This is a genomic window from Mumia xiangluensis (assembly GCF_010994095.1).
Lineage (GTDB): Bacteria > Actinomycetota > Actinomycetes > Propionibacteriales > Nocardioidaceae > Mumia > Mumia xiangluensis.
Window position 1 is genome coordinate 144,390 of the sequence record NZ_WJYO01000006.1, and the last position, 23,391, is coordinate 167,780.

Sequence of the window (23,391 nt, forward strand, 5' to 3'; positions counted from 1 at the left end):
GCCGAACACCTTGACCGCGACGATTTATCTCATATGTGAGATACGGTGGAGCCCATGACTGACGACTACCTGACCCGGATCGGGAACCTCATCCGTGATGCCCGCAAGCACCGCGGCCTGACCCAGGCGGAGCTTGCTCAGCTCTTGAAGACCAGCCAGAGCGCCGTGAACCGCATCGAGCAGGGCCAGCAGAACCTCTCTCTCGAGATGCTCGCCCGCGTCGGTGCCGCGCTCGACTCGGAGTTCGTCGCGCTCGGCACCTCCGGCCCGAGCCACCTCCGCGTCGTCGGCGAGACGTTGCTCTCGGGCGCGATCGACGTGAAGTCCTCCAAGAACGCCGGTGTGGCGCTGCTGTGCGCCGCGCTCCTCAACGAGGGCCGCACCACTCTGCGCAAGGTCGCCCGCATCGAGGAGGTCAACCGGCTCCTCGAGGTGCTGGAGTCGATCGGCTTCAAGACCACCTGGATCGGCGACGAGGGCGACCTCGAGCTCGTCCCCCCGGCCACGCTGGACCTCAGCGGCATCGACGAGGAGGCCGCCCGCCGCACCCGCAGCATCATCATGTTCCTCGGGCCGCTGATGCACCGCGAGCAGTCCTTCGACCTCCCGTACGCCGGCGGCTGCGACCTCGGCACCCGCACGGTCGAGCCCCACATGACGGCGCTGCGTCCGTTCGGCCTCGAGGTGAAGGCGACCGAGGGCAGCTACCACGCCATCGTCGACCCGTCGGTCGCACCCACGCGTCCGATCGTCCTCACCGAGCGTGGCGACACCGTCACCGAGAACGCCCTCCTCGCCGCCGCCCGGCACGAGGGCACCACGATCATCCGCAACGCCAGCCCGAACTACATGGTCCAGGACCTGTGCTTCTTCCTCGAGAAGCTCGGCGTCGAGATCGAGGGCATCGGCACCACGACCCTGCGCGTGACGGGACGTTCTCGCATCGACGTCGACGTCGAGTACGCCCCCAGCGAGGACCCGATCGAGGCGATGAGCCTGATCACCGCGGCGATCGTGACGGAGTCCAACATCACCGTGCGGCGCGTGCCGATCGAGTTCATGGAGATCGAGCTCGCGCTGCTCGAGGAGATGGGGTTCGCGTACGACCGCAGCGACGAGTACCTCGCCGAGAACGGCGAGACGCGCCTCGTCGACATCACCACCTACCCGTCGGTCCTGCACGCCCCGATCGACAAGATCCACCCGATGCCGTTCCCCGGCCTCAACATCGACAACCTCCCGTTCTTCGCGGTGATCGCGGCGACGGCCTCGGGGACGACGCTGCTGCACGACTGGGTCTACGAGAACCGCGCGATCTACCTGACCGAGCTGAACAAGCTCGGCGCGAACGTGAAGCTGCTCGACCCGCACCGCGTCCTCATCGAGGGCCCGACGCGGTGGCGTGCGACGGAGCTCGTGTGCCCGCCGGCGCTGCGTCCGGCGGTCGTCATCCTGATCGCGATGCTGGCCGCGAAGGGGACGTCGGTGCTCCGCAGCGTCTACGTCATCAACCGTGGCTACGAGGACCTCGCGACGCGCCTGAACGCCTTGGGCGCCGACATCGAGACGTTCCGCGACATCTGATGAGCGACATCTAGTCCCCCGCCGGCTTCGTCCGCGCCCGTAGGTGGGCGCGCTCCCCCTGGCGGCCGAAGAGGCTGAGGAACTCGACGGGCTGTCCGCCGATCGCTCCGAACCAGTGCGGCACGCGGGTGTCGAACTCAGCGGCCTCACCGGGGCTGAGCACGAAGTCCTGGTCCGCGAGCACGACGCGCAGCCTGCCGTTGAGCACGTACAGCCACTCGTAGCCCTCGTGCGTCTTGAGGTCGGGGGTCGTGCGGCTCTCGGGCGCGAGCACGAGCTTGTAGGCCTGGATGCCGCCGGCGCGCCGGGTCAGCGGCACCATCGTCATCCCGTTGTGGGTCACGGGCCGCAGGTGGATGCGGGGGTCGCCGGTCGGCGGCGCGCCGACGAGGTCGTCGAGGGTGACGCCGTACGCACGGGCGAGCGGCAGGAGGAGCTCCAGGGTCGGCTTCCGGGTGCCGGACTCGAGGCGCGACAGGGTGCTGACGGAGATGCCGGTGGTGGCCGACAGGTCCGCGAGGGTGGTCTGCTGCTGCTTGCGCAGGCCTCGGAGTCGCGGTCCGACCGCGGTCAAGGTGTCGTCGTGCTCGGTTGCCTGGTCATCCATAGCCCTCAGTTTGCCACTCCAGCAACAATCTTTGCTGCCGAGCGGTTCTTCCTTCACGATCGACGACGAAGGGAGAAACCAGATGCTCGAAGAACTCGAAGACACGTGCGACGTCGCGGTGCTGGGCGGGGGCGCTGCCGGCCTCAACGGTGCACTGATGCTCGCCCGCGCCCGCCGCTCGGTCGTCGTGATCGACGCGGGGGCGCCTCGCAACGCTCCGGCCCACGCGGTCCACGGCCTGCTGGGTCGTGAAGGCACCCCTCCGGCAGAGCTCCTCGCCCGGGGTCGTGAGGAGGTACGGCAGTACGGCGGCCACGTCGTCTCCGGCACCGTCACCTCGGTGGGCCGGGACGAGGCCGGCTTCACGGTCGTCCTCGGTGACGGCCGCGCCGTCTCCGCGCGACGCATCCTCGTGGCGACCGGCCTCGTGGACGAGCTGCCCGACGTCGAAGGCCTCCGCGAGCGGTGGGGCCGCGACGTCGTGCACTGTCCGTACTGCCACGGGTGGGAGGTCCGTGACCACGCGATCGGCGTCCTTGCGACCGGCCCCCTGGCCGTGCACCAGGCGCTGATGTTCCGCCAGTGGAGCGACGACGTCGTCCTGTTCACCCACACGGGGCCCGCACTGGCCGAGGAGCAGGCCGAGCAGCTCTCCGCCCGCGGCATCCCGGTCGTGTCCGGCACCGTCGCCGGCCTCGAGGTCGCTGACGACCGGTTGACCGGCGTAAGGATGGACGACGGGCGCGTGGTCCCTCGCGCCGCCCTCGCTGTCGGAGCGCGGATGACCGCGCGCACCGACTTCCTCGCCGACCTCGGCCTTCGCAGGCAGGAGCACGTCAGCGGCGCCGGCGAGCACCTGGTCGTCGACGCTGCAGGACGGACGGAGGTGCCGGGGGTGTGGGTCGCCGGCAACGCGACGGACCTCAGCGCACAGGTCGGCGCCGCGGCGGCCGCAGGAGCTCTCGCGGGCGCCCACATCAACGCGGACCTGATCGACGAGGAGACCCGGGAGGCCGTCGCCGCCTACCGAGCGACGACGAGGAACGCGTCGTCGACGACCGAGGCGTACGACCCGGAGTTCTGGGAGACGCGCTACCGCGCCCACGGCGCCACGGGGACGGTCGCGCCGAACACCCCGCTCGTCGAGACTGCAACCGGTCTCGCCCCTGGTACGGCGCTGGACGCCGGCTCCGGCCACGGCTCGGACGCGATCTGGCTCGCGGCGCAGGGGTGGACGGTCACGGCCCTCGACGTGGCGCCGACGGCGCTGCGCCGGGCGGGCGAGCGCGCCCTCGACGTGGGCGACGACGTCGCGGCCCGGATCACCTGGAGCGAAGCCGACCTGACGCGGTGGACGACGGCGGAACGGTACGACCTCGTCACGTCGCACTACGTGCACGTCGAGGCGCCGTACGACGAGCTCGTCAGCCGGCTCGCGGACGCGGTGGCACCGGGTGGGACGTTGCTCGTCGTCGGGCACGACACCACCCATCCCAGCCACCACGGTGTCGACCCGCGCGAGGCCGCCGCGGTCCTCGACCCCGCCGAGTGGGAGGTGCTCGTCGCCGAGGTCCGCGAGCGGGCCGCCACCGACCAGCACGGTCACGCGGCCGACCTGCGGGACGCGGTTCTACGAGCCCGCCGTCGCGGCTGACGGGGCGTCCGCGAAGAGCTGCCCGGCCAGCTCCTTGCGAGACCGGATCCGCAGCTTCGCGTAGCTGGACGACAGGTGCCACTCGACCGTCTTGATGCTGAGGAAGAGGCGCGCGGCCACCTCGCGGTTCGTGAGACCGCCGGCAGCCAGCTCGCAGACCGACAGCTCGGCCGGTGACAGGCGATCGATCCGAGACCGTTGCGGGGCCGACTCGTCGACGTCGGTGGGCGCGTCGACGGTCAGCGGGCGTACGGCGTCGACGATGCGTGCGGCGCCGATCCGCTCGGCGATCGCCCGGCCGCGTCGGGCGAGGTCGGTGGCCTCGTCCAGCCGCTCGGGGTCGCCCTCGGCGTGCGCGGCCAGGAGCGTGGCGAGCCGCGCCAGCGCGTCCGCCTGGTAGGCCTTGGCCTCCGTGCGTCCGAGCAGGACCAGCGCCTCGCGGAGCATCCGGACCGCGTCCTCGAACGGCTGCGGCGCCGATGCGGCCACCAGGGTGAGGCCGAGGGACCGCGGTGCCCCGAAGCGCCGGGCGTCGTCGAGGATCTCGTCGGCGACGTGCCGCGCGAGGTCGAGTCGCCCCACCTCGGTCGCCGCCAGGATCGCGGCCCGGTGCCACGCCTGGTAGCCCGGGGAGCGATAGCCCTCGGACAGCTCCATCGCCCGGACGAACGATGCGAGCGCCTCCTCGTGGCGCCCCGCCGCAGCGTCGACGACCCCGCGCAGGTGCGCGTCGGTCGCCTGCAGCAGGGGCGGGGTCGTCGGGTCGTCGTCGATCCTCGAGGCGAGCTTCTCGGCCGCCGCGGTCTCGCCCATCGCCACGTACGCCGATCCCAGGACACAGCGAGCCGGGTTGACGTACGCGCGCCATCCGTAGGCGGCCGCGTCGACGCACGTCTCCAGATCGGTCCGCGCCCGACGCAGGCGGCCGCGCTCGAAGTGCAGGTAGCCGCGGTGGTAGAGGTTGTTCGCCCGGTTCAGCACGGATCCGCGGGCGAGGGCCTGCGACACCGACCTGTCGAGCAGCGCGAGCGCCTCGGAGTCGCGCTCGGAGTCCACCAGTGCCGCGAGCCCCATCACGTAGCCCGCTCCGTCGCCCTGCTCGTAGTCGATCGCCTCGACGTCCTGAGTCGCCCGCAGCGCGAGGTCACCGGCGGTCCGGGAGTCCTCGCCAGCGATCACCATCCGGTACGCCTCCTGGCAGAGCAGGAGCGCGTCCGCGGGCTCGTCGTCGCGTGGGTCGCGCGCGAGCACGGCGGCGACCTGGACGTCGCGAGCCACCGCCGTACGACCCTGGTGGAAGCCGAGGCCGGCGATCCGTGCCAGCACTGCGGACCGTTCGGCATCGCCGTCCGGGAGCAGGTCGAGGGCGCGGCCGTACATCGCCTCGGCCTCGACCAGCCTCCCGGCCTGGTAGTGGACGGTGCCGAGGTCGACCAACCGACGCGCACGGACGGTGGGGTCGGACGGCGTGTGGACCGACCAGTGCTCGACCGCGGCGTCGAGGTCACCCGTCAGCACGCTCGCCTGGGCCGCGACGTCGTGGAGCTGCGCCGCGAGGTCCGTGGGCAGCCCGTCCTCGGCGAGCGCCCGCCGGCACAACCGCCGAGCCAGCTCCGCCGAGCCCGCAGCCGCAGCGTCCACGGCAGCGGCGAGGAGGACGGTGGCGACGTCGGACGAGGATCCGGGTTCCGTCCGGAGCAGGTGCGCCGCGCGTGCTGCCACCGGGAGTCCGTCGGCGGCGTACGCCGCAGCGATCCGGGCGTGCAGCCCCGCCACCTCAGCCGTGCCGAGCACGTCGCGGACGACGTCGCTGACGATCGGGTGGGCCGGTGCCGGCGGATGGGCGACTCCGAGGAGTCGTGCACCCCGCAGCACGGCGTACGTCGTCTCGAGCTGCACAGGCGACATCTTCGTGACCACGAGCAGGTGCTCCTCCTCGACGCCGTCACCCATGCAGACGATCGCCGCGAGCACCTCGCGCACGCCGGGGTCGAGCGCGCGCACCCGCTCCGCGACCAGCCGTGACGCGACGTCGGAGTCCGCACCTCGGCGTTCGACGGCCCGCCCGGCGGCGAGCTCGCGCAGGCACTCGGCTGCCGCGAACGGGAGACCGCCGCTGGCGGCAGCGACGAGGTCCACCGTCTCGCGGGTCGCCGGCAGTCCGGTCGAGCGCACCCAGGCGGCGATGTCCGGCCGGTTCAGAGGTGCGACGTCGGAGCGCAGGACGGACCCGCTCTCGAGCAGCGTGAGCATGGCCGGCTCGAGGTCGGCCGACGGTTCTCGCGACGCGAAGGCGAGCACCACCGGGTCGTCGGCCAGCAACGCCGGGATCCCCGCGAGCACGGTGGACGAGACCGGGTCGCACCACTGGACGTCGTCGACGACGACCAGCAGAGGGCCCGACGCCGCGAGACTCCGCAGGACCCAGGCGACCGCGTAGCGGAGCACGGCGGGGTCGGCCTCCGGCGGTCCGCCGAGCAACGACTCGTGGAACCGTGCCGCAGGCCCGTCGAAGGGCGCTTCGCCCGGGCTGGTGGCCTGCGCCGTACGCCCGAGGAGCTGCCACAGCGCGTAGCCGGGAAGGTCCACGTTGACGCGGTCCCCCACCGCGCGCAGCACGACCGCACCGGGGATCCGCGCCCTGCCCGCGTCCAGGAGGGCCGTCTTGCCGACGCCTGCCGGACCGACGAACGCCAGGCACGCGCCGCGCTCCGCATCGGTCGCCGTACGCGCCGTGCTCCACGCATCGAGCTGCGCATCACGTCCGAACAGCCGGCCGTCCGGTTGCCCCATGCACCGGAGTGTAGGGCAGCCGGACGGCCAGGGTGGTACGTCGCGAGCCCGCGATCAGCGGACGACCTTCACCACCACCTTCGGCGACCGGCTCGGCGCCACCGTGCTCGAGCCCCGGTAGCGGACGGACAGCCGGTGCTTCCCGGCCTTCGTCAGGCGCGGGAGCCTGATGGTGAGGCGACCGTTCTTGCTCGCGCGCAACGTGGCGGTCCGGAGCTTGCGCTTCCCGTCGAGCACGACGACACGTCCTGTCACGCCCACCGGTGCCTTGACCTTCACGACGACCTTCGCGCGGCTGCCGACACGGACCGTGCGCTTCTTCGGTAGCAGGCGCGCCGTTGAAGCGGCCCGGACGACCACGACCGACCGGCCGGCAGACGTGGGCGCGTACGTGAACGAACCGCCGTACGTCGCCGTGATCTGGCGCGTCCGGGGGCGGAGCGCCGTACCCTTCAGCGCCAGCGACGCGCGCCCGGCGCTGAGCGCCCGGGTGCCGAGGACCGTGCTCCCCGAGCGGAAGGTGACGGTCCCGGTCGGCACTCCCCCGGCCCCGCTGACCTGTGCCGCGACGCTCAGGGCTCGTCCGTACGAGGTGCGTGCCACGGACGTCGTGACCTTCGCGGCCGCGGCCTTCTTGGTGGTGCGTACAGCGAGGCTGTGGGTGTTGCCTGCCGCGATCGCGGTGTAGCGAGCCGATGCCGACGGCTTCGGGAGCGTCGCCTGACCCTGCGTGTCGAGGCCGAACCCGATCACCTGCCCGTCGGAGCGGAGGGCGAGCGAGTAGTTCGCGCCTGCGGCGATCGCGACGTACGACATCCCGGCCGGGAGCGCCGGCACCGTCGTCTGGCCGTGCAGCGGTGCTCCCCAGGCCACCGCCCTGCCGTCGGACCGGAGGGCCAGCGAGTGACGTTGACCCGCAGCCACCGCCGTGTACGTCGTCCCTGCGGGCAGCGGCGGGATCGTGGTCTGCCCCCATCCGTCGTCGCCCGCCGGGATGATGTGCCCGTCCGAGCGCAGTGCGAGCGAGTGGCGGTCACCGGCCGCGATCGCAGTGTACGCCTGACCCGCGAGCGGCAGCGGGATGTCGAGCTGGCCGTCGTCGTTCGCGCCCCACGGCGTCACCTTGCCGTCCGAGCGCAGCGCCAGCGAGTGCTCCCGGCCGGCGGCGACCGCGGTGAACGTGACGCCTGGCGGTGGAGCCGGCTCGCTGCTCTGGGTCTTGTCGTCGAGGCCCCAGGCGCGCACCGTCCCGTCAGAGACCAGGCCGAGGCTGTGCCAGCCGCCCGCGGCGACCGCGGTCCAGTCGAGGTCGGCCGCGAGGGACGGGATCGTCGTCTGACCGTCCGAGGCGGGGCCGAACCCCACGACGACGCCGTCGGTGCGCAGGGCCAGCGAGTGCTCGATCCCGGCGGCAACCGCGTTGTACGCGACTGCGCCGGGCAACGGCGGGAACGTCCCTTCGCTGGACGCCGCAGCGACCGAGACGCCCACCCCGGCCTCGGGCACGGGCTGGCCGACGGGTGCGGCAGCGGCGCCCTCCGGGGCGGCGAGAGCGAGTGCGGCCACGAGGGCCAGGGTTCCGAGAAGTGCCGGTGTCCGGGTCGTCGGGCGCGCGGCGGTGCGTGCAGACATGCAAGTCCCTCATCGATCGGTGATGTGACGGTTCCACCCTCGGACAGACCCGACCTCGCGAACCTTTTCGAACACCCCGGTTCGTGAACCCGGGGGCGGCATACTAGGCCCGTGACAGCCCCGGCGCCGCCCTTCCTCGCCTCACCGAGGCCCCTCGCGTTCGCGCACCGCGGCGGTGCCGCGTACGCCCCCAACCGCGACATCGAGAACTCCCTCGTCGCGTTCGAGAACGCCGTACGCCTGGGTTACCGCTACCTCGAGACCGACGCCCGCGTGTCCGCCGACGGCACGGTGTTCGCGTTCCACGACGCCACGCTCGACCGGACGACCGACCGCACGGGCACCATCGCGCAGCTGCCGGCCGAGGAGGTGCGACGAGCACGGATCGGCGGCCGTGAGCCGATCCCCCTCCTGCGCGAGCTGTTCGACGCGTTCCCCGACGCCCGCTTCAACATCGACGTGAAGGACGCGGCGACCGTCGTGCCGACGCTGCGGGTGATCGACGAGGCGGGCGCGGCCGACCGGGTCTGCATCGCGTCGTTCTCCCACCGGCGCCTGGCCCGCGTGAGGGCTGTCGCGCCGCACCTGACGACGTCGGCGTCGCCGCCGGAGATCGCCCGCGTGATGGCGCACCCCTGGCGGGTCCTGCCCGCCCTGCGCCGGGAGGGCGTCTCGTGCGTCCAGGTCCCGACGCGGCAGGGCTGGCTGTCGATCGTGACCCCGCGGTTCGTCGGCGCCGCGCACGACCTCGGTCTGCAGGTCCACGTGTGGACCATCGACGACCCCGACGAGATGGCCCAGCTCCTCGACCTCGGCGTCGACGGACTGATGACCGACCGCATCGACGTCCTACGGGACGTCCTCGAAGCCCGTGGGCTCTGGACCGGAGGCGACCCCCGATGACGACGACCGACCCCGCACCGACGGCCGGTGCGCGCCGCCGTGAGCAGCGCGCCTGGTACTGGTACGACTGGGCGAACTCCGCCTACATCACCAGTGTCGGCACCGTTCTCATCGGCCCCTACCTGACGTCCGTCGCCGAGCGGGACGCCTGCGGCCGCGTCGGCACGACGGACAACCCGTGCGACGGCAACGTCGAGCTGCTGGGCCTCGGCCTCTCGGCCGGCTCGCTGGTCTTCTACATCGTCACGTTCGCGACCCTGCTGTCCGCCGTCGTGCTCCCGATCGTCGGCGCCATCGCCGACCGCGTGCAGTCCAAGCGCACGCTGCTCGCCCGCTTGGCGTGGACGGGGGCCGCAGCCGCGTGCTGCATGTTCCTCGTTGCCGGCAGCAACTGGCAGCTCGGCGCCCTCCTGCTGGTGTTCGCCAATCTCTGCATGGGTGCGTCGTTGACCGTCTACGACGCGATCCTCATCGACATCGCCGAGCCCGACGAGCGTGATCACGTGTCGTCCCGAGGCTGGGCGTTCGGCTACCTCGGCGGCGGACTGCTCCTCCTGCTCAACCTCGGGCTCGTCCTGGGGGCCGGGGACCTCATCGGCACCGACACCGCCGTCAGGATCAGCCTGCTGTCGGCCGGCCTGTGGTGGGGCGGGTTCACGTTCGTCGCCTACCGCGGTCTGCGTGACCACCCTCCGGCCGACATCCCCCCAGGCGACAGCCGACTCGAGTCCGGCCTGATCCGCCGCAGCTTCGGCCAGCTCTGGACGACCCTCCGCCATCTCAAGAACTACCCGCAGACCCTGCTCTTCCTCGTCGCCTACCTCTTCTACAACGACGGCATCCAGACCGTCATCTACTCGTCGTCGGTCTACGGGCAGAAGGAGCTGGGGTTCTCGCAGGCGGTGCTGATCGCGACGATCCTGCTGGTGCAGTTCGTGGCGATCGCGGGAGCGTTGTCGTTCGGTCAGATCTCCAAGCGCATCGGCGCCCGCCGTACGATCATGGGCGGCCTCGTCGTCTGGATGGTCATCGTCTCCGCCGGCTACGTGATGCCGGCCGGTGAGGTGGTGCCGTTCCTGCTGCTCGCGACCGGGATCGGGATCGTGATGGGCGGAACACAGGCTCTGTCACGGTCGTTGTACTCGCAGATGATTCCGCCCGGGCGTGAAGCCGAGTACTTCTCGCTCTACCAGGCCGCCGAGCGCGGGACGAGCTGGCTCGGTACCCTGGTGTTCGGTCTCGTGCACCAGCTGACCGGGTCCTACCGACCGGCGATCTTCGCCTTGATCGCATTCTTCCTGGTCGGATTCGTCCTGCTGGTGCGGCTGGACCCACGACGTGCGATTCGTGAGGCCGGAAACGCGGTCCCCGAAAGGGTCTGAGGGCGTGTCGTAGGACACTTGTTGCTCTCAGGGGAATCTCACAAGCCCCCGATACGTTGGACAGTGTGGATGGAAACGGACACGGTTCCATCCCTTCAGATCGTGTGGATCCAATGTCGGGAGGGCAGTGATGGCTGAGCGTTCACTTCGAGGGGCACGGCTCGGGACCCAGAGCTTCGAGGACGAGCGGGGCGTCGAGATGGCGCCGCGTCAGGAGGTCGAGTACGTCCTCCCCGACGGCAAGACGTTCACCGTCACGATGGCCGACGACGCTGAGGTCCCCGCCGAGTGGGAGGACCCGCGCACCGGCAAGATCGGGCGCCGCGTCGATGGCGACGCGCCCGAGCACAAAGAGGTCAAGGCCCCCCGCACGCACTGGGACATGCTCCTCGAGCGTCGCTCGATCCCGGAGCTCGAGGAGATCCTGACCGAGCGCCTGGAGCTCCTGCGCGCCGGTGAGATCGGCCCCGCGCACCTGCACCGTCCTGCCAAGGTCAAGGCCAAGGCGCGCAAGCGCTGAGCCTCAGCTCGCTCGGCGGACGACGTCCGCCGCTGCTGTAGCAGCACTCCACGAAAAGACTCCTGGGTCGCGCCTACCCCCCGTGGCGCGGCCCAGGTCTTTGTGTGTCAGCGGTCGTGGACCCTCAGCGGTCGTCCACGACTTCGCCCTGGACGACCGTCCCCGCGGCCGGCGTACCGGGCGTCACCGGCCCGCGGCCCGCCGCTGGGCGCCGGAAGCTGTCCATGACGACCCAGGAGCCGTTGCTCTCCGCCCAGCGCCGGGTGCGGCGCGCAGCGAGCCGGCGTACGGGCGGGACCAGCAGGAGGAGACCGACGAGCGCGGTCAGGAAGCCGGGTACGGCGAGCAGGATGCCGGCGATGGCGCTGGGGCCTCTGCCGCCGTCAACGGGCGGGACGACGCCGTCTGACGCCGCTGCCCGCAGCATCTCGAGCTTGCGACGACCGGCGATGCGCAGGATCATCACGCCGATCACGGAGAGCACCAGAAGCGCCAGCAACGTCGGGCCGACGCCGATGAGACTGGCGACGCCGACGGCGATCGCGATCTCGACCACCGGCAGCAGCAGGAACGCAGCCGCGATACCTCGACGCATCGGCCAACCCCTCTCGTCTCGGGGCTCTCAGTGCCCCTGCCCCGAGAATACGCCGCGAAGCCAACGGGTCCGGTCCTGCAGACCCCACCCCGTCACGCGTACGAGCGCCTCGCGCACGATGGCCCCGTCCATCTTGGACTCGCCCGCCACCCGCTCGACGAAGGTGATCGGGACCTCACGGACGTCGTAGCCGGCACGCACCGCGCGTCGCGCCAGGTCGACCTGGAAGCAGTAGCCGTGCGACGCCACCTCCGAGTCGAGGATGGCGCGCAGCACCGGGGCGCGGAACGCACGATAGCCGCCGGTCGCGTCCCGCAACGGGAGACCGAGAGCGAGCCGCGCGTAGGCGTTGCCGCCCCGCGACAGTACCTCCCGCCGCTTGGGCCAGTTGACGACCTCGCCGCCGTCGACCCAGCGTGCGCCCAGCACCAGGTCGGCGCCGGCATCGATCTCGGCCAGGAGGCGGTGCAGCTGCTCGGGCTGGTGGGAACCGTCGGCGTCCATCTCGACCAGGACGTCGTACGCGCGGTCCAGCCCCCAGTCGAAGCCCGCGAGGTACGCGGCGCCCAGGCCGGCCTTCGCCGTCCGGTGCATCACGTGGACGGCGTCGTCGGCCGCAGCGAGATCGTCCGCGATCTTGCCGGTGCCGTCCGGGGAGCCGTCGTCGACGACGAGGACGTCGACCTCGGGCTCGGCGGCGCGGACACGCCCGACGATCGACGCGACGTTCTCCGCCTCGTTGTAGGTCGGGATCACCACGAGGGTCTTCACCGTCGACGCACCTTCCTTCGGACGCTGCTGAGCAGGATCAACGCGACGACCAGCATGGCAGCGCCCTCGACCCACACCCCCAGGCGGGTGCCCCAGGTGACCTCGGTCGCCGCGACGACCTCGTGCCCGAAGGACGCCGGCTGCTCCTCGGGCGCACGCTCGATCTCCGTGCCGTCGGGGCCGATGAGGCCGGAGATCCCGTTCGTCGACGGCACCGCGACGAAGCGTCCCGACTCGATCGCACGCAGCCGCGCGATCTGCCACTGCTGCTCGCGCTGGGGAGTCCCGGTGAAGGTCGCGTTGTTCGTCTGGACCACCAGCATCTCTGCCCCGTCCATCACCGCGCTGCGGGCGAGGCCGTCGAAGAGCACGTCGAAGCACATCATGGTGCCGACCGTGGTGTCCGCGATCTCGAGAGCACCGGACTCGTCGCCGGACAGGATGTCGCGCGGGACCTCCTCGGCGAGCAGCGGCACCAGCCGCTCGGAGAAGCTGCGCATCGGGACGTACTCGCCCCAGGGGACGAGGTGCTGCTTGATGTACTGGTCACCCGGACCGGTCACCGGGTCCCAGACGAGACCGGCGTTGTACGCGGTGTCGTCCGTCGGCCCGTCGAGGATCGCGCCGACGAGGATGGGGGCACCGACGTCCTGGGCGGCGCGGGTGATCGCCTCCCCTGCCTCGGCATCGGTCGTCGGATCGATGTCGGAGGCGTTCTCCGGCCACAGGACGAGATCCGGCTGCGGGACCTCGCCCGCCCGCACCCGCATGGCGTACGCGCCGGTCTCGCGGATGTGGTTCTCGAGGACCTCGCGCTGCTCGCCGTACCACTGCGCGCCGGTCCCAGGGACGTCGCCCTGGATCACGGCCACCTGCATCGTGCGGCCTTCGCCGGCGATCCCGACGGGAAGGACGGCGCCGAACGCGAGCACGGCGGCGATCGCCGCCGCTCCCGCGAGCAGCCTCGGCACGCGCGCCCCTCCCCTGCGCCAGCGCGCGAACGCCCACACGACGAGGGCCGCCGTCAGGAACACGGCGCCGGAGAGCGCGGAGACGCCCAGCCAGCGCGCGATCGGAGCGAGCGGCGAGTCGACAGCCGCGAAAGCGAGGCGGCCCCACACGAACCCGCCGAACGGGAACAGGCTGCGTGCCATCTCCATCGCCATCCACGCGAGGGCGCCGAGCAGCGGCCACCAACGGCGCCGAGAGATCACGGCGAACAGCGCGCCGAAGGCGCCGTAGAAGAGTCCCTCGAACGCCGCCAGCGCGACGTACGCGGCCGGCACGTCGAAGACCAGCACCCAGCGCAGGAGGATCAGCAGGAACGCCGTGCCGAACACCCACCCGAGCCATGCCCCGACGCGTACGCTCGCGCCGCGCAGCGCGACGACGAGCAGCACCACGCCGGGCCACACCAGCCAAGCCTGCGACACCGGTGCGAACCCGCACGACACGAGCAGACCAGCGAGCACGGCGGTGACGGTCCGACGGAACCAGGTCCGGTCGGCGAACGAGAAGGGGCGTGGCACGGGACAACGCTACCGGGCGGGGTTCGCGGCCCCGACAGAGATCCGCCAGAAGTCCGACACCCTTCGGACCAGCTCGCGCTGTTGTCTAGTGGGTGTCGGAACTTCTGGCGTTGGGCCTCTCCCCGTGATACTCGCCAGCATCCGAGAGGCGATCAGATACGACAGTGCCGAACGTCGGCGTTCCTGTCAACTGTCAGGCATCGGTCGAGGTCGTGTCGAAGGCCGCGCGGCCTCCGACGACCGTGCGTACGCAGCGCGCGTGCCCGCCGACCGCGGCCTCGATCGCGTCGGCGTCCTCGGGCACCTCCCAGAACGCGAGGTGGGCGGCGGCGCCCGCCTCGAGCACCCCGGCGTCGTCGACCCGTGCGGCGTGCCAGCCGCCGGCGGTGTGGGCGTGCAGCGCCTGTGCGAGCGTGAGCCCCGTGCCACCGTTGCGCGGATGCATGGCCGCCTCGATCGCACCCCACGGCGCGAACGCCGTCACCGGTGCGTCGGAGCCGAGGGCGAGCGGGACACCGATCGCCTGCATCGCCGCGAACGGGTTCATCCGCTGCGCCCGCGCACGGCCGACGCGTGCGGCGTACATGCCCGTGCGTCCGCCCCAGGCGGCGTCGAAGGACGGTTGAACGCTCGCCGTCACGCCGAGCTGTGCCATCAGCTCGAGCTCCGCGCCGGACGGCATCTCGAGGTGCTCGACGCGGTGGCGCGCGGCGCGGATCGTGTCCGTGCCGAGCACGTCGCGTGCGCTGCGCAGACCCTCGACGAACACCGTGCTCGCCCGGTCGCCGATCACGTGGAAGCCGGCCTGAAGCCCTGCGCGCGTACATCCGACGACGTGCTCGGCGACCTCGTCGGCGTCGAGGTAGAGGTGGCCCGACGACGAGGGGTTGTCGTCGTACGGCGCGTGCAGGGCCGCGGTGCGCGACCCCAGCGACCCGTCGAGGTTCAGGTCGCCCGCCAGCCCGGCGACGCCGTACGCGCGCGCCTCGTCGTACGCTCCGCGGGCTCCCCAGTAGGTGACGACCTCCGGCAGCACCTCTGCCTCCCGCAGGCCGCGGACGAGGGTGACGTCGTCGAGCGGCGAGATGTCGGGAGCAGCGTTCTCGTGGACCGACACGATGCCTGCGGCGGCCGCGGAGCGCAGTGCGGCGCCGATCATCGCCTCGCGGTGCGCCGGCCCGGTCGTCGTCGCGAGATGACGGCGTACGAGGTGGTGCGCGTGCCGCTCGACGCGACCGTCGCCGCCCCATCCGTCCGCGTCGCGCAGCCCGGAGACCTGCGCGACCATCGCTGCCGACACGACGGCGGAGTGTCCGTCGACGCGGGCGAGGTAGGTCGCGCGCTCACCGGCGACACGGTCGAGGTCCGCCCCCGTCAGGGTGCCGTCGGACCAGTCGGTGTCGTCCCAGCCCTGTCCGTGGACCACGGTCTCCGTCGAGGTGGCGACGTGCGCGGCGAAGCGTTCGAGCACCTCGACGCGCGAGCGCGCACCCGACAGGTCAAGGCCACGCAGCGCCTGCCCCGTCATGCCGAGGTGGACGTGCGCGTCGACGAAGCCCGGTGTCAGGAGCACCCCCGGGAGATGGTGGACCTCCGTCGCACCGTCGGCCCAGGCATCGGCGTCAGCGTCCGCGCCGACCCACGCGATCCGATCGCCCTCGACGGCGAGAGCGCCCGGGTGGGCAGCGCCGACGAGCGTCACCGCGCGGTACAGCGCGCGGGGGGCAGTCACTCGCGCACCTCGGAGGCACCGGGACCGGTCGGGGTGTCGCCGTGCAGGGTCAGGTCGTGCTCGTCCGGCCGCAGGTCGAGCCAGAAGTAGACGTTGTCCCACCGCTGGTCGCCGATCGCGACGAAGTCGGGGATGCGGCCGTACTCGCGGAAGCCGAGGCGCTCGTACAGCGCCATCGCCGCATGGTTGTTGCCGCGCACGTCGAGGGTGAGGATCTCGATCCCGGCGAGCCGGGCGTAGTCGATCAGCTCGGTGACGAGACGCTGGCCGAGCCCGCCGCCACGAGCCGACGACGAGACGGCGACGCGTCCGATGTCGGCGTGCGGCTGCTCGGTCTCGCCGATCCGGCGCGACCAGTACGCGAAGCCGACGACGGCGCCGGCAGACGTCTCGGCGACGGCGAGGCAGGCGTCGTCGAGGTCGCTCTCGTGCACGAGGTCGCCGAGGAGGTCACCGATCTCCGCGCGCGTCGGTGGCTCCACCCAGCCGAGTGCAGCCCCCTCCTCCACCAGGTGGGTGATCACGGCGTGCAGCGAGTCGAGCAGAGCAGGCTCGGGCTGGGTCACGCGACGGACGGTGAAGGTGGCCGTGTCGGCCATACGGGGTCAGCCTCCGATCGGGCGGTTCTCGTAGTAGGTGGACAAGACGATGGTGCTGCGCGTCGAGACGTTCGCCACGGCCCGGATCTCCGCCAGCAGGCTCTCCAGCGCGCCGGTCGACGGCACCCGCACCTTCAGCAGGTAGCTCTCCTCGCCGGCGACCGAGTAGCACGCCTCGATCGCGTCGAGGTGCCGTAGACGCTCGGGAGAGTCGTCCGGCTGGCTCGGGTCGATCGCACGGATCGCGATGAACGCCGTGAGTCCGAGCCCGACCGCCTCGTGGTCGAGCTTCGCCTGGTATCCGCGGACCACGCCGCGAGCCTCCAGCCGTCTGACGCGCTGGTGCACCGCGCTCGTGGACAGTCCCGTAGCCCGCCCGAGGTCGGTGAAAGACATCCGGCCATCGGCGGACAGGAGCCGGATGATTTGCGCGTCGGTTTCCTCCACGCTGGACAGGATATCGACCGAAGTGCGCCTGTCTGCTGGAACGGCGATCCGCGAGACAGCACGGGGCGCTTCAGCCGAGCACGACGAGGTCGCGCGACGTGCGGTTGAGACGCTCGACGCCGGCGTCGGTCGTGACGACGATGTCCTCGATCCGGGCGCCGTGGCGGCCTTCGAGGTAGATGCCCGGCTCGATCGAGAACGCCATGCCGGGCTCGAGGACGAGGCCGTTGCCCGACACGATGTAGGGCTCCTCGTGCGTCTCGAGGCCGATGCCGTGACCGGTGCGGTGCAGGAACGCCTCGCCGTATCCGGCGGCGGCGATGATGTCTCGCCCGACGGCGTCGACCGACTCGGCGGTCACCCCCGGCCGGGCGTACTCGCACTGCGCCTTCTGCGCGGACAGCAGCACCTCGTAGTACGCGGCGAAGTCCTCGGGAACCGTCCCCCCGGCGACGTAGGTCCGAGTCGAGTCGGAGCAGTAGCCGGACGGCATGGTGCCGCCGATGTCGACGACCACGGGCTCGCCGGGACCGATGCGGCGGTCACTGACCTCAGCGTGCGGCGAGGCGCCGTTCGGGCCGGAGCCGACGATCACGAAGTCGACGGTCTCGTGACCCTCGGCCAGGATGGCGTCGGCGATGTCACGACCGACCTCCCGCTCGGTCCGGCCAGGACGCAGCCACTCCCCCATGCGGTCGTGCACGCGGTCGATCGCCGCGCCGGCGTCGCGCAGCGCGGCGATCTCGCCCTCGGTCTTGCGCATCCGCAGCTCGCGCAGCACCTCCCCCGCGAGCACCTGGTCGGCGTCGGGCATTGCCGCGCCGAACGCGAACACGCGGTCCGCCCACATGTGGTCGTCCAGCGCCACGCGACGCGCGCCGCCGATCGCGGCGGTCGCTGCGGCGTACGGGTCGTCGGTCTCGTCCCACCCGACCAGCCGGATGCCGTGGTCCTCGACACCCGCCTCGACAGCCATCTGAAGCTCCAGCCTCGGCAGCACCAGGACGGCCTCGCCGTCGGTGGGAAGCACCAGGCACGTGAGGCGCTCGAGCGGCATCGCCGCGAAGCCCGTCAGGTAACGCAGATCCGCACCCGGGGTCACCAGCAGGGCGTCGATGTCGGCGGCGCCCGCAGCATTGCGGGCCGCATCGAGTCGGAGGGAGACGTCGGTCATGGCGTCGACACTACCTGCGGCCCCGGAGGCGCGATCAGGGTGCTGAGCGGGCGGCCACGGCACGCTCAGCGGGACGTCCGAGTCCCCAAGTCTCCGCCAGGTCCGCCATCGCCGTCACCTGCTCTGGCGTGAGGGGTCGCAACGTCAGGTCCACGTCGATCGGCAGGTCACGGACCACCTCGACGACGCGCGGCGCGACGGCCAGGTAGTCGGCGGCAGCCAGCAGGTTCGTACGGGCGCGCGGCGCCATCTTCACGTGGCGGTCCCCCGCCGCGGCGACGATGCCGGCGAGGTCGCCGTACGCGGTCAGCAAGGTCGCCGCGGTCTTCTCGCCGATGCCCGCGACACCCGGCAGCCCGTCGGACGGGTCGCCGCGCAGGACCGCGAAGTCGGCGTACTGGGTCGGCTCGATCGCGTACCGCTGGCGGATCCACGCCGTGTCGACCGACTCCAGGTTGCGCATGCCCTTGGCCGGGTAGAGCACCCTGACGCCACGTGCGTCGTCGACCAGCTGGAAGAGGTCTCGGTCGCCGGTCACGACGTCCACAGGCCCGTCCCAGGTCGTCGCGAGGGTGCCGATCACGTCGTCGGCCTCGAAGCCGTCGACGCCGACGACCGGGATGCCGAGGAGCTCCAGCGCTCGTGCGATCACCGGGACCTGTACGTCGAGCAGGTCGGGCGTCTCCTCGACGTCGGGTCCGGTCTCGGCCGGGATCTCGACCCGGTGCTCCTTGTACGACGGGATCAGCTCGACGCGCCAGGCCGGCCGCCAGTCGTTGTCCCAGCAGGCAGCGATCGCGTCGGGCTCCGTGACCTCGATGAGCGTCGCGACGAAGTCGAGCATGCCGCGCACCGCGTTGACCGGAGTGCCGTCGGGCGCCTTGAGGCTGTCGGGCAGCCCGAAGAACGCCCGGAAGTAGAGCGAGGCCGAGTCGAGCAGGAGCAGCTTCTGCGCAGGCATACCTCGCACCGTAGCGGTAACCGCCGGGTCACCGTCTGCCCTCGCCGTCTGGCTAGGCTCGGTCGTGGTTCGTACGACTGCGCGCCGCCAGCAGCACACCCCACGAAACGAGGAGTCGCGATGCTTGTTGCCTTCTCCGTCGCGCCCAGCGGCACCGGCCGCGCCGACGCGTCGGTGTCAGACGCCGTCGCGGCGGCGGTTCGCATCGTGCGGGAATCGGGGCTCCCGAACCGCACCGACGCGATGTTCACGACGCTCGAGGGCGAGTGGGACGAGGTGATGGACGTCGTCAAGCGCGCCGTGGAGGCCGTCGCCGACGTGTCGCCGCGGGTGTCCCTGGTGCTGAAGGCGGACATCCGACCCGGCTACACCGGGCAGCTCGACGCCAAGGCTCGGCGGATCGACCAGATCCTCGGCGAGTGATCCCGGCAGCGCCGGGATGCGACCCGGCTACTCGCTGACGGAGGTGTACGACACCACGCCCCGGCGCAGCTGTTCTGCCGCGGCACGTGCCGTGCTCCGCAGCGCCTTGTCCGTCGCGGCCGCGGCGACCTGCTCGATGACGTCGAGGAGCTGCTTCATCGCGCGGACGAAGTCGCCGGCGGCGATGCCGTTGGTCTCCAGGACCACGTCGAGGTCGTACCCCGACGCCCACTGCCACGCAGTCCACCCGAACCCGAAATCGGGGCGACGGAGGAACGACAGCCGGTGCGTGCGCTCGACCTGCTCGAGCTCCGCCCAGATCCGACCCATCTCGTCGGCGACGACCGCGGACGTGCCCCGCGGGAAGCGCGGCGGGCCGTCCCCCTCGGGGTTGCGCGACTCGTACGTCAGGCCGCTGATCACGCACGCGAACTCGGCCGGGTCGAGGCCTTCCCACGTCCCACGACGCAGGCACTCCCCTGCGAGCAGGTCGAGCTCGGAGTACAGCCGCTGGAGCCGCTGCCCGTCCGGCGTCACGGTGTCGCCGTCGAGGTAGCCGAGCTCGTCGAGCACCTCGCACACCCGGTCGAACTGCCGGGCGACGGTGTTCGTCCGCTGCTCGATCCGGCGCCGCTGGTTGCCCGTGTCGCGCTCGAGCCGCGACCAGCGCTCCGCCCAGCGGGCGTGGTCCTCGCGGTCCGGGCACTGGTGGCACGGGTGCTGCCTCATCTGCGTGCGCAGCTCGTCGATCTCCGGGTCGTGGATCGGTGCGCCCTTGGTCCTGCGCGTACGCGGCACCTCGAGATCGCGGGTCTTGTAGCGCAGCGTCGACGCGAGGTCGCGGCGCTGCTGCGGGTTGCGCGCGTTGAACGACTTGGGGACACGGATCCGGGTCGACGCCTCGATCGGGGTCGGGAAGTCGATCAGGCCGAGCCTGCGCGCGTGCCGGTCCGCGGTGAGCACGTACGGCCGCGGGGCGCTGCGATCCTGCGTCGTACCCGGGTCGAGGACGACGGCCCAGCCGGCCCACTTGCCGGCCGGGATCGAGATCACGTCGCCAGGACGCAGCTTGGACAGCGACGCCGCGACGTCGTCGGCGTACGCGGACTTGCGCTTGCGCGAGGCGCCCTGCTCGAGGTCCTTGATGCGGCGGCGCAGCGCGGCGTACTCCATGAAGTCGCCCCGCGAGCAGGTGGCGGCCTCGGCGTATCCCTCGAGCGCCTCGTCGGCCTTGTGGACCTGCCGCGCGAGCCCGACGACCTGCCGGTCGGCCTGGAACTGCGCGAAGGACTGCTCCAGCATCTGCCGCGCGGTCGCGCGCCCCACCTGGTGCACGAGGTTGACGGCCATGTTGTACGACGGGTGGAACGACGACCGGAGCGGATAGGTGCGGGTCGACGCGAGTCCGGCGACGTGCTTCGGGTCCAGGCCCGGCTGCCAGAGCACGACACCGTGCCCCTCGACGTCGATGCCGCGACGTCCGGCGCGGCCGGTGAGCTGGGTGTACTCCCCCGGCGTGATCTCCGCGTGGGTCTCGCCGTTCCACTTCGTGAGCTTCTCGATGACGACCGAGCGGGCCGGCATGTTGATGCCGAGCGCGAGCGTCTCGGTGGCGAAGACGGCCTTGACGAGCCCCGCGCTGAACAGGTGCTCGACGACCTCCTTGAAGGTCGGGAGCATCCCGGCGTGGTGCGCGGCCACCCCGCGGGCCAGGCCTTCGACGAAGTCCGCGTAGCCGAGCACACCGAGGTCGGCCTGCGGCAGGGACGCCGTCGCCTCCTCGACGTACGCGCGGATCTCGCGCTCCTCGGCGGGCGACGTCAGCCGCAGGTGCGACGCGAGGCACTGCTCGACGGCCGCCTGGCATCCGACGCGGCTGAAGATGAAGGTGATCGCCGGCAGCAGTCCCGCGGCGTCGAGCCGGTCGAGGACGTCGACGCGGTTCGGGGTGTAGTTGCGCGACCGGTGACGGTGCGCCCCGTACGACTGGCCTCGCTTGCCCCGGCGCCCCGGTCCCCCGCCGGCGCGCCCGACCTGCCGCATGCGCCACTCGTCACGCGCGATGCGCTCGAGCTCTGCGTTGACCCGGGCGCCTTCGGTCGGGTCACCCTCGAACAGGTCGAAGAGGCGCCGGCCCACCAGGACGTGCTGGTAGAGCGGGACCGGGCGTTGCTCGGACACGACCGTCACGGTGTCGCCGCGGACCTCCGACAGCCAGTCACCGAACTCCTCCGCGTTGGACACGGTCGCCGACAGCGACACGACCTGCACGGACTCCGGCAGGTGGATGATGACCTCCTCCCAGACCGCTCCGCGGAAGCGGTCCGCGAGGTAGTGCACCTCGTCCATCACCACGAACCCGAGGCCCTCGAGCGTCCGCGAGCCGGCGTACAGCATGTTGCGCAGCACCTCGGTCGTCATGATGACGATGGGCGCCTCACCGTTGATCGTGTTGTCACCGGTGAGGAGCCCGACGTTCTCCGCGCCGTAGCGCTCGACGAGGTCGTGGAACTTCTGGTTCGACAGCGCCTTGATCGGCGTCGTGTAGAAGCACTTGCGACCGGTCTTGAGCGCGACGTGCACCGCGAACTCGCCGACGAGCGTCTTGCCGGAGCCGGTCGGAGCCGCGACGAGGACACCGTGCCCGTCCTCCAGCGCCTCGCACGACTCGATCTGGAAGGGATCCAGCCCGAACTCGTAGAGACCGGCGAACTCGGCGAGGAGGGGCTTGGCCTGCGCGGCCCGGAAGTGGGCATAGCGCTCCGCCGGAGAGGTCATGCCTCCAGCCTACGGGGCAGGCCTCATATCGTCGGGATCGTCAGGCGCGTCCAGGTCGCTCGGCCTGTCGTCGTCGGGATCGTGCTCGACCGTGATCTCGGACATCTCGTCGTCCGACACGGCGAGGCCCTCGAGAGCGGCACGCTTTGCCCGTCGCCTGTCCGTCAGGTGGGCGATCCCCTCGGCGATCAGGAACAGCAGCGTCATCGGCAGCGCGAGGACGACCATCGTCAACGGGTCGGTGGACGGGGTCGCGATCGCGGCGAAGATGAACGTGCCGAGGATGATCCACGCCCGCGATGCCGCGAGCTGCTTGCCCGAGACCGCCCCCATCGCGTTCAGGAGGACGACGAACAGCGGGATCTCGAACGCCACCGAGAACACGAGCAGGATCCGGAGCACGAACGCGAGGTAGTCCGGGAGCGCGTTGAAGTTCGAGGCGAAGTCGGGGGTGAACCCCATCAGCAGCTCGATGCCCTTCGGCAGCACCAGGTAGCCGGTGATGAAGCCGATGATGAACAGCGGTCCCGCGATGGCGCAGAAGAGGATCGTCCAACGCCGCTCGTTGCGGTGCAGCGCGGGCACGATGAACGCCCAGATCTGGTAGAGCCACACCGGGCTCGACACGACGAGTCCCGCGACCAGCGAGATCTTCAGCGCGAACGTGAAGGGGTCGGCGATCCCCGAGAACGTCAGCGCCTCGTCGATGTTCTGGCCGTTCTCCTCCAGCGTCTCGACGGCCCGGAAGTAGGGAACCGTGAGGAAGTCCAGCAGCTGGTCGTAGAAGAACGCCGCAGCGACCGTGCCGACGACGATCGCGAGAACTGCCCTCAGCAGGCGGTCGCGGAGCTCCCGGAGGTGCTCCGCAAGAGGCATCGAGCCATCAGGGGCTGCGGCCGGTCGCGGCCGCTTCCCCCTCGAGATGAGAGCCACTGATTCAGATCAGGGCGTGTCGGGGTGCTTGTCGTACGACGTCTGCTTGGCGGGCTGCACGACGTCCGACGGCAGGGCCGCGGGCTTCTCGACGACCGGCTTGACGTCGGTCTTGTCGTCGTCCTCGTCCATCAGGCCCTTGGTCTCGGACTTGAAGATCCGCAGCGCGCGACCGGACCCCCTGGCGAGCTCGGGGAGCTTCTTGGCGCCGAACAGCAGGACCAGGACAGCCAGGATGAGGACGATCTCCATCGGGCCGATCTGCTTGAACATAGGGACCTCACGATCTCCGTGCGTCGTGGCGCAGGACGGGCTCGGCTGCACCTTCACTGGCATCGTACGCTGCCGAGGATACGGGAGTCTCGCCCCCGGAC

The 23,391-nt window shown here is 71.4% G+C and carries 20 protein-coding genes; 6 read left to right on the forward strand and 14 right to left on the reverse strand.

Annotated features, from left to right (window positions below):
* Nucleotides 1-54 precede the first annotated feature (54 nt).
* Nucleotides 55-1,584 (forward strand): helix-turn-helix domain-containing protein, encoded by a 1,530-nt coding sequence (locus tag GH747_RS18400; protein ID WP_149771091.1) that lies wholly within the window; start codon nucleotides 55-57, stop codon nucleotides 1,582-1,584.
* A 10-nt stretch (nucleotides 1,585-1,594) separates the two neighbouring features.
* Here GH747_RS18400 and GH747_RS18405 read toward each other — a convergent pair whose 3' ends face one another.
* On the reverse strand, nucleotides 1,595-2,191 hold the full coding sequence (locus GH747_RS18405) for a helix-turn-helix domain-containing protein (RefSeq protein WP_149771092.1): 597 nt from the start codon (nucleotides 2,189-2,191) through the stop codon (nucleotides 1,595-1,597).
* A gap of 82 nt (nucleotides 2,192-2,273) precedes the next feature.
* Between GH747_RS18405 and GH747_RS18410 the strand changes: the two genes are divergently transcribed.
* Nucleotides 2,274-3,845: a bifunctional NAD(P)/FAD-dependent oxidoreductase/class I SAM-dependent methyltransferase gene (locus GH747_RS18410; protein ID WP_149771093.1), complete on the forward strand. Its 1,572-nt coding sequence runs from the start codon at nucleotides 2,274-2,276 to the stop codon at nucleotides 3,843-3,845.
* On the opposite strand, the gene GH747_RS18415 is transcribed toward GH747_RS18410, so the two are convergent.
* Nucleotides 3,822-6,638 (reverse strand): AAA family ATPase, encoded by a 2,817-nt coding sequence (locus GH747_RS18415; RefSeq protein WP_149771094.1) that lies wholly within the window; start codon nucleotides 6,636-6,638, stop codon nucleotides 3,822-3,824. The genes GH747_RS18410 and GH747_RS18415 overlap by 24 nt on opposite strands.
* A 54-nt stretch (nucleotides 6,639-6,692) precedes the next feature.
* Entirely contained in the window at nucleotides 6,693-8,270 is a 1,578-nt protein-coding gene (locus tag GH747_RS18420) for an Ig-like domain repeat protein (protein ID WP_149771095.1), read from the reverse strand.
* 111 nt (nucleotides 8,271-8,381) lie between these two features.
* On the opposite strand from GH747_RS18420, the gene GH747_RS18425 reads away from it, so the two are divergent.
* From GH747_RS18425 to GH747_RS18435, 3 genes are all read left to right on the forward strand, one after another.
* Nucleotides 8,382-9,173 (forward strand): glycerophosphodiester phosphodiesterase family protein, encoded by a 792-nt coding sequence (locus GH747_RS18425; protein WP_149771096.1) that lies wholly within the window; start codon nucleotides 8,382-8,384, stop codon nucleotides 9,171-9,173.
* Nucleotides 9,170-10,555, forward strand: a complete 1,386-nt coding sequence (locus tag GH747_RS18430) for an MFS transporter (protein ID WP_149771097.1) — start codon at nucleotides 9,170-9,172, stop codon at nucleotides 10,553-10,555. Before GH747_RS18425 ends, GH747_RS18430 begins: the two co-directional genes overlap by 4 nt.
* 130 nt (nucleotides 10,556-10,685) lie before the next feature.
* Nucleotides 10,686-11,075: an RNA polymerase-binding protein RbpA gene (locus tag GH747_RS18435; protein WP_149771098.1), complete on the forward strand. Its 390-nt coding sequence runs from the start codon at nucleotides 10,686-10,688 to the stop codon at nucleotides 11,073-11,075.
* Between the two features lie 124 nt (nucleotides 11,076-11,199).
* Here the strand turns inward: GH747_RS18435 and GH747_RS18440 are convergent, their stop codons facing one another.
* From GH747_RS18440 to GH747_RS18475, 8 genes are all read right to left on the reverse strand, one after another.
* Complete coding sequence (locus tag GH747_RS18440) at nucleotides 11,200-11,670, reverse strand: FxsA family protein (protein WP_149771099.1); 471 nt, start codon at nucleotides 11,668-11,670, stop codon at nucleotides 11,200-11,202.
* A 27-nt stretch (nucleotides 11,671-11,697) separates the two neighbouring features.
* On the reverse strand, nucleotides 11,698-12,441 hold the full coding sequence (locus tag GH747_RS18445; protein ID WP_205603019.1) for a polyprenol monophosphomannose synthase: 744 nt from the start codon (nucleotides 12,439-12,441) through the stop codon (nucleotides 11,698-11,700).
* Nucleotides 12,438-13,970, reverse strand: coding sequence for an apolipoprotein N-acyltransferase (gene lnt / locus GH747_RS18450; protein WP_149771100.1), 1,533 nt, complete (start codon nucleotides 13,968-13,970; stop codon nucleotides 12,438-12,440). Before lnt ends, GH747_RS18445 begins: the two co-directional genes overlap by 4 nt.
* Nucleotides 13,971-14,163: 193 nt before the next feature.
* The gene (locus GH747_RS18455) at nucleotides 14,164-15,702 is read right to left on the reverse strand and encodes an amidohydrolase (protein WP_163695769.1); all 1,539 of its coding nucleotides are present in this window, start codon (nucleotides 15,700-15,702) and stop codon (nucleotides 14,164-14,166) included.
* Nucleotides 15,699-16,301: a GNAT family N-acetyltransferase gene (locus tag GH747_RS18460; RefSeq protein WP_149771102.1), complete on the reverse strand. Its 603-nt coding sequence runs from the start codon at nucleotides 16,299-16,301 to the stop codon at nucleotides 15,699-15,701. The genes GH747_RS18455 and GH747_RS18460 overlap by 4 nt, the downstream gene beginning before the upstream one ends.
* Before the next feature lie 6 nt (nucleotides 16,302-16,307).
* On the reverse strand, nucleotides 16,308-16,748 hold the full coding sequence (locus tag GH747_RS18465) for an Lrp/AsnC family transcriptional regulator (protein ID WP_149771103.1): 441 nt from the start codon (nucleotides 16,746-16,748) through the stop codon (nucleotides 16,308-16,310).
* Between the two features lie 70 nt (nucleotides 16,749-16,818).
* Nucleotides 16,819-17,922: a M24 family metallopeptidase gene (locus GH747_RS18470; RefSeq protein ID WP_149771104.1), complete on the reverse strand. Its 1,104-nt coding sequence runs from the start codon at nucleotides 17,920-17,922 to the stop codon at nucleotides 16,819-16,821.
* Between the two features lie 34 nt (nucleotides 17,923-17,956).
* Nucleotides 17,957-18,883, reverse strand: a complete 927-nt coding sequence (locus GH747_RS18475; RefSeq protein WP_149771105.1) for a 5'-3' exonuclease — start codon at nucleotides 18,881-18,883, stop codon at nucleotides 17,957-17,959.
* Between the two features lie 120 nt (nucleotides 18,884-19,003).
* Here GH747_RS18475 and GH747_RS18480 point away from each other — a divergent pair, with 120 nt between their 5' ends.
* Nucleotides 19,004-19,306, forward strand: a complete 303-nt coding sequence (locus tag GH747_RS18480) for a thiamine-binding protein (RefSeq protein ID WP_149771106.1) — start codon at nucleotides 19,004-19,006, stop codon at nucleotides 19,304-19,306.
* 27 nt (nucleotides 19,307-19,333) lie between these two features.
* Here the strand turns inward: GH747_RS18480 and GH747_RS18485 are convergent, their stop codons facing one another.
* From GH747_RS18485 to tatA, 3 genes are all read right to left on the reverse strand, one after another.
* A complete protein-coding gene (locus GH747_RS18485) occupies nucleotides 19,334-22,084 on the reverse strand; it encodes a DEAD/DEAH box helicase (protein WP_149771107.1) in 2,751 nt (916 codons plus the stop codon).
* A gap of 9 nt (nucleotides 22,085-22,093) precedes the next feature.
* A complete protein-coding gene (tatC, locus tag GH747_RS18490; RefSeq protein ID WP_149771108.1) occupies nucleotides 22,094-22,960 on the reverse strand; it encodes a twin-arginine translocase subunit TatC in 867 nt (288 codons plus the stop codon).
* Nucleotides 22,961-23,026: 66 nt separating this feature from the next.
* Entirely contained in the window at nucleotides 23,027-23,290 is a 264-nt protein-coding gene (gene tatA, locus GH747_RS18495; RefSeq protein ID WP_149771109.1) for a Sec-independent protein translocase subunit TatA, read from the reverse strand.
* Between the last annotated feature and the right edge of the window lie 101 nt (nucleotides 23,291-23,391).